A 9,332-nucleotide genomic window follows, 5' to 3' on the forward strand; every position below is an offset into this window, starting at 1 on the left:
GAGGCGGCAATGATCGACAAACGGGTGACCAGCCACGCGCTACGGCATGCTTTCGCCACCCACCTTCTCGAGGGAGGCCGCGACCTGCGTAACATTGATTCGCGGGCTCCACGCCCGCTCACCCCTCGCGGGGCACGTCGCGTTCGCTCCTGTCCAAAACACCTACAAGCCTTCGGTGTTTTTCAGGAGCTCCTCGGTCATGCCGATGTCAGCACCACCCAGATCTATTGACTCGCCGGCTCCGCCTGCCGGCTCACCCCTTCGGGGCCAGCGCTTCGCGCTGGTCCAAAGCGCCTACAAGCCTTCGGCGATTTTCCCATGTGGCAAAGGGAATCGGAGCCATGGCCGTGCAAAGTCCGCTCGACCGGATCAAGACCCTGACGCTCGGATCTGGTCCAGGGGCCTCAACCACTTCGCGATCGAATTCGCCGACCGCCTCGGTGCCCCCCTGACCGCCATCCCCTGAGCAACTTCCACCAAAATCCTTACCCTCTCCCAATTCCCCCGTGAAAAACCCCTTTCACGGCGTTCCTTTGTAAAGTTGCTTCGTCACAATCCATTTTCACGACGTCCCTTTATAAAGTTGTTCCGTCACAATCCATTTCTACGGCGTCACTTTATAAAGTTACTCCGTCACAATCCATTTTTACGACATCACTTTATAAAGTTGCTCCGTCACAATCCATTTTCACGGCGTCACTTTATAAAGTTGCTCCGTCACAATCCATTTTCACGGCGTTACTTTACAAAGTTACTCCGTCACAATCCATTTTCACGGCGTTACTTTACAAAGTTGCTTCGTCACAATCCATTTTCACGGCGTTACTTTATAAAGTTGCTTCGTCAAAATCCATTTTCACGGCGTTACTTTATAAAGTTGCTCCGTCACAATCCATTTTCACGGGACGAAAAGCCGGAGTCCGGCATGGAAGGACGAGCGCCTTCTCGGGTCGTCCTTATCCGAAGTGGGTCGAGGACGAGGGACGAGCAGGAGGACGAGGACGGGAAGCCGAGGTCCGCGGACGCGGGGATGGTTCGCCTGTGCAGAGGGGCGCCATACTTGAACGGCCCCCGTCACCCATGACTCACCGCCAGGCACTTCCATCATTCCATTGCGACATTCGCCTCTGAAGTCGCCAGAAGCCTGCGATCCCGTTGATCCGGGCGATGGCGTCCGTGTTGCAGCCGCCGATCCGACGACTCGCGGATCTCACCGCGGCGACAACTCCGTCCGCCCGCGGGCCGGTCGGGAGAGCGCGCTGGTCTCCCGGCTGGCCAAATCCGGCGTGGCGTGCCAGAGGATCGGCCATGGCATTTGAAAGTGCGTTCGCCCAGGCCTTCCTCTACCTCGCCGCCGCGCTGGTGGCGGTGCTGGTCGGCAAGCGGCTCGGTCTGGGATCGGTGCTGGGCTACCTGATCGCCGGATCACTGATCGGCCCGTGGGGGCTGCGCTGGGTCGGGCGGGAAAGCGAGCAGATCACCCACTTCGCGGAGTTCGGGGTGGTGATGATGCTGTTCCTGGTCGGGCTGGAACTGCAGCCGGCGCACCTGTGGCGGATGCGGCGGCAGATCTTCGGCCTCGGCCTGTTGCAGGTGGTGGTCTCGGCGCTGGCGATCGGCGGCGTGCTGGTCGCCTGCGGGCTGGGCTGGCAGCTGGCGCTGGGGATCGGCCTGATCCTGGCGATGTCGAGCACGGCGATCGTGCTGCAGAGCCTCAGCGAGCGGAACCTGATGCGGACGGAAGCCGGGGAGAGCTCCTTCGCGGTGCTTTTGTTCCAAGACCTGGCGGTGATCCCGGTGATGGCGGTCCTGCCGCTGCTGGCAACGCTGCCGGCGGGGCCGGGCCACGGCCATGATTCGGCGGCGTGGATGGCCGCGCTGCCGGGCTGGGCGCAGGCGCTGGTGACGATGGGTGCGGTCGCCGCGGTGGTGGCGGTGGCGCGGCTGGCGGTGCGGCCGATCTTCCGCGCGATCGCCGGGACGCGGCAGCGCGAGGCCTTCACGGCGGCGGCGCTGTTGCTGGTGATCGGGATCGCCCTGCTGATGACCAAGGTCGGCCTGTCGGCGGCGCTGGGCGCCTTCGTGGCCGGGGTGGTGCTGGCGAACAGCGAGTACCGCCACGAGCTGGAGAGCGACCTGGAGCCGTTCAAGGGACTCCTGTTAGGGTTGTTCTTCCTCGGCGTGGGGACGGCGATCGACTTCGGTCACATCGCGGCGAACCTCGGCCTGGTGCTGGCCGGCGCGGCCGGCTTGCTGGCGGTGAAGGGCGGGCTGCTGTTCCTGCTCGGGCGGGTGCGGCGCTTGACCTGCGCGAGCGCGCTGGTCTTTTCCGCGGCGCTGGCGGCGGGCGGCGAGTTCGCCTTCGTGTTGATCACGCTTTCCACCGGCGCGGGGGTCTTCGACGAGGAAACCGGCCGCACCCTGGTGGCGGTGGTGGCGCTGACGATGGCGGCGACGCCGCTGTTGATCCTGGCGAGCCACCGCTACACCGCCCGCTGCGTGGCGGCGCCGGCCGCGGCGGACCGCGAAAGCGACGTGCGGGATCTGGGCGCGCCGGCGATCATCTGCGGTTTCGGCCGCTACGGCCACGCGGTGGGACGGCTGCTCCACACCCAGGGGATCCGCTCGACGGTGCTGGACAACGACCCGGACCAGGTCGAGACCCTGCGGCGGATCGGCTTCGAGGTGTATTTCGGCGATGCCAGCCGGCCCGACCTGCTGGCGATCGCCGGCGCGGCGCGGGCGGAGATCCTGGTGATCGCGCTGCGCGACGTGGCGACCACCCTGAGCATCGTGAAAACGGCGCGGCAGTACTTCCCCCACCTGCGGGTCTTCCTGCGCGCCCACAGCCGGGTCGAGGCCTATGAGCTGCTGGACGCCGGCGAGCAGGAAATCTACCGTGAGACGCTCGATTCCTCGCTGCGGATGGGCGGCGACATCCTGCAGGCGCTGGGCATGAGCGGGGACGACGCCCGGCGCGCGGCCGAGCAGTACCGGCAGGCGGACGAGACCTTCCTCCGCGAAATGGCCGCCCACCGCCACGACCAGGCGAAATATATCAATGCCGCCCGCGAATCGCAGAACATCTTCGACTCCGTGATGCGGGCGGACTTCAGCGGAAAATCGCGGGACCCCGAAAAAACCCGGTGACATGGCATCCGCGGCCCGTTAGGCCGGGATGATATGAAAACCCTGTACTGGATTCCCGTGACGGGACTCGCCCTGGCCGCCGGCTGGGCGGGCGGAAGGATGACTTCCCCGTCACGGGACGACGGTGAACCGGGGAAGCAGGAGATCGTGGTTTCAAAGACCGCGCGGGATCGCCGGGAGGCGAAAATCTCGACGCCGGCGGTGCAGAGCTTCGCGCAGCTGCTGCAGTCCCGCGGCTCCGACCGGCGGATCCTGGGGGCGCTGAGCCGCCAGCTCGACGACTGCGGCGAAGCGGAACTCGAGGAGATGCTGAAGGTGCTGAAGGACAGCGATCCCTACGGCGCATGGGGCAACCGCTACGTGGCGATGGGGATGATCTTCGAACGCTGGGCGGAGCTGGGCCCGGACCAGGCGATGGCCGCCGCGATGAAGCTGGACCCCTGGGAGACCAGCCAGGCGTTCGGGGCGATCTTCGCAACGGTGGCCGCCGACGATCCCGCCGCGGCCTGGCAGCTGGCCTCCTCCGTGCCGGAAGGGGCGATGCGGAAAATGGCCCACGAGTCGGCGCTGGAGCAGATCGCCAAGGACGACCCGCTGGCAGCCTATGCGCGTTTCAAGGAGACGCCGGGGCTCCAGCCCTACGGCCTCTTCAACGCCTGGGCGAAGACCGACCCCGCGGGTGCGCTGGCCGCGGGCCGGACCTTGCCCGGCACCAACCGCAACGAGGTGGTGGGCAGGGTTTTCCGCCAATGGTTCCGCGATGACCAGGGCGTGGCGCTGGAGGAATATGCCAAGCTCGGCGGCCTGGAACGGCGCGCGGCCGGCGAGGCGATCCTCGGTGTCTGGGCGGCCCGCGACGCGGCCGCCGCGGCGGACTGGGCAGTGGAGCACCGGACGGAGCTTTCAGACAACTCGCTGATGGTCCTCTGCAACGAGCTGGGAAAAATCGACCCGATGAACGCGCTCTCCTGGGCCACCGATCATCTGAGCGAGAACGTCCGGGTGGGGGCAATGGAGAACATTTTCTCGGAATGGGTGATGAAAACCCCCGCGGACGCCATCGGCTGGCTGAAGTCGATCGAGGATCCGGCGGAGAAGGTGAAAATCATCAACCGCTCGTTCTGGCAGCTGGCGTGGTCGGACTCGGATCTTGCGGTTTCCCTGGCCAAGGACATCGGCGAGCAGAACTTCGACAGCTGGTACGTCCAGGAAATCGGCAACAACCTGGCAGGACTGGACCTCCAGAAGGCGCTGGCCATCGCCGACGGCTTCGAGACTGACAGCTTCCGCAACCAGATGAAGGACGGCATCGTGGCAGCGTGGACCCAGGTGGATCCCGAGGCGGCGTTGGCCTTCGCGATGGCGGAGACCAACGAGTCCGACCGGGCGATGCTGCTGGGGACGATCGTCGCGGGGATGACCGAGCGCGACCCGCAGAAGGCGATGACCCTGGCCGAGGGACTGCCCGCGGGCAAGGAGAAGACCCAGGCGATCAGCTCCGTCGTCGCATCGTGGGCGGAGAAGTCACCGCTCGACGCTTCGGCCTACGTGAAAGGACTCACGGACCCGGTGCTGCGCGACGCCGCGGTCGAGGCACTGATGGGCCGCTGGTGCTGGACGGACGGCGAGGCGGCGATGAAGTTCGCCGCGACAATGGAAAACAGCGCCGCGCTCGAGACGGGTGCCGCCCGCGCCGCGTCAAGCTGGGCAAAGCGGGATCCCCAGGCGGCCTATGACTATGCCCTGTCCTTGCCGGACAGCGGCGTTTCGAAGAAGGCCGGCGAGGCCGCCCTGAATGCCTGGGCCCGAGAGAAGCCGGCCGACGCCGCGGCCGCCCTGGCAGCCGGGTCCGGTGGTTCGGCGGATGCCTACCAGGCGGTGGCCGGGGCCTGGGTGGAGAAGGACCGCGGCGCGGCGCTCGGCTGGGCGGAGGGATTGTCCGCCGATCCGAGCGCGCAGGCCGGGGCGTTCGAGGCGATCGCCGCGAGCTGGTCGAAGACCGATCCCGGCGCGGCCGGCAGCTGGCTGCAGGGACTTGCCGAAGGCGAGCCGCGCGACAAGGCGGTGATGGCTTACTCGAAGCAGATGCTTTCCTCCGACCCCGCCGTCTCGATGGGCTGGGCGATTTCCATTTCCGACGAATCCCGCCGCTGGGACACTGTCAAGTCGCTGGCCAAGACCTGGCACGACCGCGACGCCGCCGCCGCGGTCGACTGGATGGCGGCGCAGGGCTATGGCGAGGCCGACATCCGGGAAGCGACGCGGGACTGAGGCCGCGATCACGACGAGACGACGAGGACTGTCGTTTGTTCGCGCCACCGGGTCCCGGGCGGGCCGATCCGTAGGTGACAAAGCGCACCGGCAGCGGCACCTTCCCCCGCGAATGGACCTGGCCAACTATCTCCGGATGGATCCCCACCTGCTGGTGGGCCTCTTGAACACCGAACTGCGCAACCACAGCGAGTCGCTCGATGACCTGGTGAAAACCCATCACCTCGACCTCGAGTCGCTGACCGCGAAAATGAGCGCGGCCGGCTACGACTACCGCCCTGAGCTCAAGCAGTTCCGCTGAGCGGGCGGGGCCGCGGCGACACACGATGGAGCTTGAACCCGGCCGGCCGCACCGGTGGAATGGCAGGATGATGCGTCCCCTCCTCTCCGCCCTGCTGGGCACCGTTGTTGTTTCCGCGCTCAATGCCGCCGAGTCCGTCATGCTGGCGGAACCGGACGTGAAGCTGGGCCTGAAGATCGAGGCCACCACCTCCGCCAAGGGCGGCAAGGCGATCAGTAGCGGCGCCGCCGGCACGACCGAACAGACCGTCGACGTCAGCCGCCACCGCGTGATCCAGCGGACCATGCATCCGGATGCGATCGGCGGCGAGGTGACCTACCGGTTCTTGCAGGACCGGATCATCACGGTGGTGGATGGCAAGACCGAGTCCTCGTCCGGCGCCCTCGACGGCAAGGTCGCCAAGGGGCTGCGCAACGGAGCGGGCAACTGGACCTTCACCCTCGCCGACGGCACCGCCACCGGCGACGAGGTCGGGCAACTGGAACTGGCGGGTGGCTTCGAGAACCGCCACTGGCTCCCCGGCAAGAAGGTCGAGGTCGGCGAAAGCTGGAACTTCTCGCCCAACTTCATCCGCAGCTCACTGAAGCTCGACCTGCCCGCCCCCGAGGTGTCCGGGGTCATGACGCTGCGCGAGATCGGCAAGGCTCCGGACGGCGGCCGCCAGGCGATCATCGACCTCTTCATCCGTGGCGGCGGCAAGGAGTTCCTGCCGGACGGCGGCGTGAAGAAGGCCGACGGCGGCCTGACCGGCAACCTCACGGTGAACCTCGACCGCCCGGGCCAGATGCGCATGCACCTGACCGGCAAGCTGGCCACCGGGAGCCGCGAGGGCGGCGAATCCGCCGGCGCCCTGTTGCCGCTGACGATGTCGGTGAAGATCGATCCGATGGGAAATTGAGCCGCTGCAGCAAGCTTGCACTGAGATTTCCCGACCGCGAAAGAACGCGGAAGTCCGCGAAATCTGCAAGGCATGGAAAGATCCCCGCATGAGAGATTTCGCGCCCTTTCGCGCGATTTCGCGGTTCCTCCCCGTTCCGGCGCATCCCGAACGAGAACGAGTGAGAACCCTGCATTTCAAGCACCGTTGCCCTATGCTCCCGGTCCTTGGAGCTGGACGATTCTTCCCGCTCCGCCAAGTCTATCAGGATGAACCGTCGATACTGGCTCCTTTCCGCCGCTAGTTTGCTCCTGGCCGCCTGCGGCGCGTCCGTCGGAGTCGGCGGCGGGGTCGACAACCTCGCCACGGTGGAGGTGAAGACGAACTCGATGCCGGCGGTGGCGCGGGCGGTCGAGGAGGTATTCCGGGCGGAGGGCTTTTCGGTCATCTCCCGTAGCGAGCAGTCGCTGTCGTTCACCAAGCGCGGCGGACGCAGCGCCGACATCGCCTGGAAGACCGTCGGCAACGACAACCCGGTGATGATCCGCCCCACCGTGCGCTGGCGCAACGACGGTCCCGGCCGGGTCTGGGTCGGCTGCCAGGTCGAGGTCGCCCAGCAGAGCGATGCCTTCGGCGAGACCGTGCGGGAGCCGCTGGCGGTCGGCAAATCCGCCTACCACGGCCTGCTCAAGCAGGTGAAGCAACGCGTCGAGCGCGGCGGGTGACGATCGGAAGCTCCGGCCGGTATTCCCTTGCCCGCGTCGCCGGTTAGGGGTCAGGCAGGGGGCGACATGATGAAGAAGCTCCTGATTCCCGCTGTTTCGCTACCGTTCGCATCCGTCCTTCCCGCTGCCGATGCATCGCCGTGGGAACTCACCGGTGCCGCCGGCCTGGCGATCTCGGACGGCAATTCGGATTCGGTGGCCTATTCGCTGCAGTTCCTGGCTTCTTACCTGAACGACGGCCACGAGGCCTACCTCGGGCTGGACTACTTTTATGCGGAAGACGGCGGCCTGGAGAGCACCGACAGCCTGAAGGTCTTCGGCCAATACAACCGCGATCTCAGCGAACGCTGGTTCATCGGCGGCTTCGGGTCTTACTTCCAGGACAACATCGCCGGCATCGACTACCGCGTGGACACCAGCCTGCTGCTCGGCTACCGGGCGATCAAGGGCGAGCGCATGGCCCTCACCTTCGAGGCCGGACCCGGCTACGCGTGGGAAAAACAGGGCCGGACCACGGACGACTTCGTCACCTTGCGGCTGGCCCAGCGCTTCGATTACCGCTTCTCGGAGACCTCCAAATTCTGGCAAGCGCTCGGCTGGACGCCGCGGGCCGACGATTTGTCCGACTCCCTGGTCGAGTTCGAGGCCGGGTTGGAAACCCGGATCACCTCCAAGGTCTCGCTGCGGACCTTCCTGCGGCACCGCATCGACGACACCCCGGCCGCCGGCAGCGGCAAGACCGACACCGCCTTGCTGGTCGGCGTCGCCTACGACTTCTCCGGCCTGCCCGATCCCAAGGAGGACGGCGGCAGCCGCCGCAGCCTGATGCCCGGCGAAGAAGCCGCCGCGGCCAAGAGGAACGGTTGGGCGTCCACCGCCGCGCTCGGCTTTTCCCTCAACAAGGGGAACTCCGACAAAATGGGCCTGAACCTCGCCTGGAACACGCTGTACCGCGACGCGGAGCGCGAGTTCTTCCTCGACCTCGGCTACCACTACTCGGAGGACAACGGGCTCTCGTCCACCGACCGGCTGCTGTCGCGCGTCCAGTACAACCGCTACCTCGGCGAGCGCTTCTACCTCGGCGGGGCGGTCGGTTTCCTGCGCGACGATCCCGCCGACATCGACTACCGCGTCACCCCGGCTTTCCTCGCCGGCTACTCGCTGATCAAGTCGGACAAGACCCAGCTCGCCTTCGAGGCCGGCCCCGCTTACACCTTCGAGAAGACCGGTGGCATCAGCGACGACTACGCCTCGCTGGTCGCCGCGCAGCGCTTCTCCCACCAGTTCAACGGCACCGTCTCCTTCAAGCAGTCGGTCAGCTACACCGCGGAGCTCGGCGATCTCGAAAACTACACCGCGATCGCCGCGGCGGCCCTCGACACCAAGCTCAACGACCGCCTGATCTGGCGGCTGGGCGCGGACTACAGCTACGAAAACATCCCCGCCGCGGGCCGCCAGCACCACGACACCCAGCTGACCAGCTCGATCGCCGTGAAGTTCTGATCACGGCGCCTCGTCCACCCGGTAGAAGCGTGCCGGGAACGAAGCGGTGGCGGGATCGCTGAATTCCCACGTTTCCGCGCCGAGGGTCATCGTCGCGACTTCCTGCCAGTCTTCCAGGTCCGTCGCCGCCATGACCCGCACCGTCTGCCCCGGCGAGCCGAGGACGGTGAAGCGCATCAAGCCGCCTTCGATCCGCACGGTGGCAGGGTCGATCTCTGGCGGCGGGCTCGTGGCGGAAATCTCGAGCGTCCCGGCGGCGGCGAGGACGCGCTCGCGGATGCCGTCGGCGATGCGGGCCGCGACGCGGTAGGTCCCCGGCGGCGTGGCGCCGGTGGCGACCGGAACCTCCATGAAGGCCACGGCCGCGGTGCCGGTCCGCGCGACGGTGCCGGCATCGATCTCGATCTCGTTGCCGTTCCACGGGTTGGCATCGGGATCGAGGAGGATGGTCAGGTCAACGGTCCCGGCAGCCGAGCTGCCGGCCTGGTAGTGGAGGTCGAGGTCG

Annotated in this window: 7 protein-coding genes and 1 pseudogene; 7 read left to right on the forward strand and 1 reads right to left on the reverse strand. The window is 66.7% G+C overall.

Annotation, left to right across the window (positions count from 1 at the left end; all coding sequences use genetic code 11):
* The 7 genes and pseudogenes from IG178_RS23195 to IG178_RS23225 all read left to right on the forward strand — a co-directional run.
* A pseudogene (locus tag IG178_RS23195) lies at nt 1–231 on the forward strand (hypothetical protein); the annotation flags it as partial.
* Between the two features lie 1,077 nt (nt 232–1,308).
* Nucleotides 1,309–3,150, forward strand: coding sequence for a monovalent cation:proton antiporter-2 (CPA2) family protein (locus IG178_RS23200; protein ID WP_193214981.1), 1,842 nt, complete (start codon nt 1,309–1,311; stop codon nt 3,148–3,150).
* A gap of 33 nt (nt 3,151–3,183) precedes the next feature.
* Nucleotides 3,184–5,421, forward strand: coding sequence for a hypothetical protein (locus tag IG178_RS23205; protein ID WP_193214982.1), 2,238 nt, complete (start codon nt 3,184–3,186; stop codon nt 5,419–5,421).
* A gap of 112 nt (nt 5,422–5,533) precedes the next feature.
* The gene (locus IG178_RS23210; RefSeq protein ID WP_193214983.1) at nt 5,534–5,722 is read left to right on the forward strand and encodes a DUF4250 domain-containing protein; all 189 of its coding nucleotides are present in this window, start codon (nt 5,534–5,536) and stop codon (nt 5,720–5,722) included.
* A 67-nt stretch (nt 5,723–5,789) separates the two neighbouring features.
* Complete coding sequence (locus IG178_RS23215) at nt 5,790–6,620, forward strand: hypothetical protein (protein WP_226895705.1); 831 nt, start codon at nt 5,790–5,792, stop codon at nt 6,618–6,620.
* A gap of 248 nt (nt 6,621–6,868) precedes the next feature.
* The gene (locus tag IG178_RS23220) at nt 6,869–7,324 is read left to right on the forward strand and encodes a hypothetical protein (protein ID WP_193214985.1); all 456 of its coding nucleotides are present in this window, start codon (nt 6,869–6,871) and stop codon (nt 7,322–7,324) included.
* Nucleotides 7,325–7,393: 69 nt separating this feature from the next.
* Entirely contained in the window at nt 7,394–8,827 is a 1,434-nt protein-coding gene (locus IG178_RS23225; protein ID WP_226895706.1) for a DUF481 domain-containing protein, read from the forward strand.
* On the opposite strand, the gene IG178_RS23230 is transcribed toward IG178_RS23225, so the two are convergent.
* Nucleotides 8,828–9,332 (reverse strand): hypothetical protein (locus IG178_RS23230; protein ID WP_193214987.1); only part of this gene is annotated, 505 nt, incomplete at its 5' end.

Source organism: Neoluteolibacter marinus, from assembly GCF_014904755.1.
GTDB classification, from domain to species: domain Bacteria; phylum Verrucomicrobiota; class Verrucomicrobiia; order Verrucomicrobiales; family Akkermansiaceae; genus Haloferula; species Haloferula marina.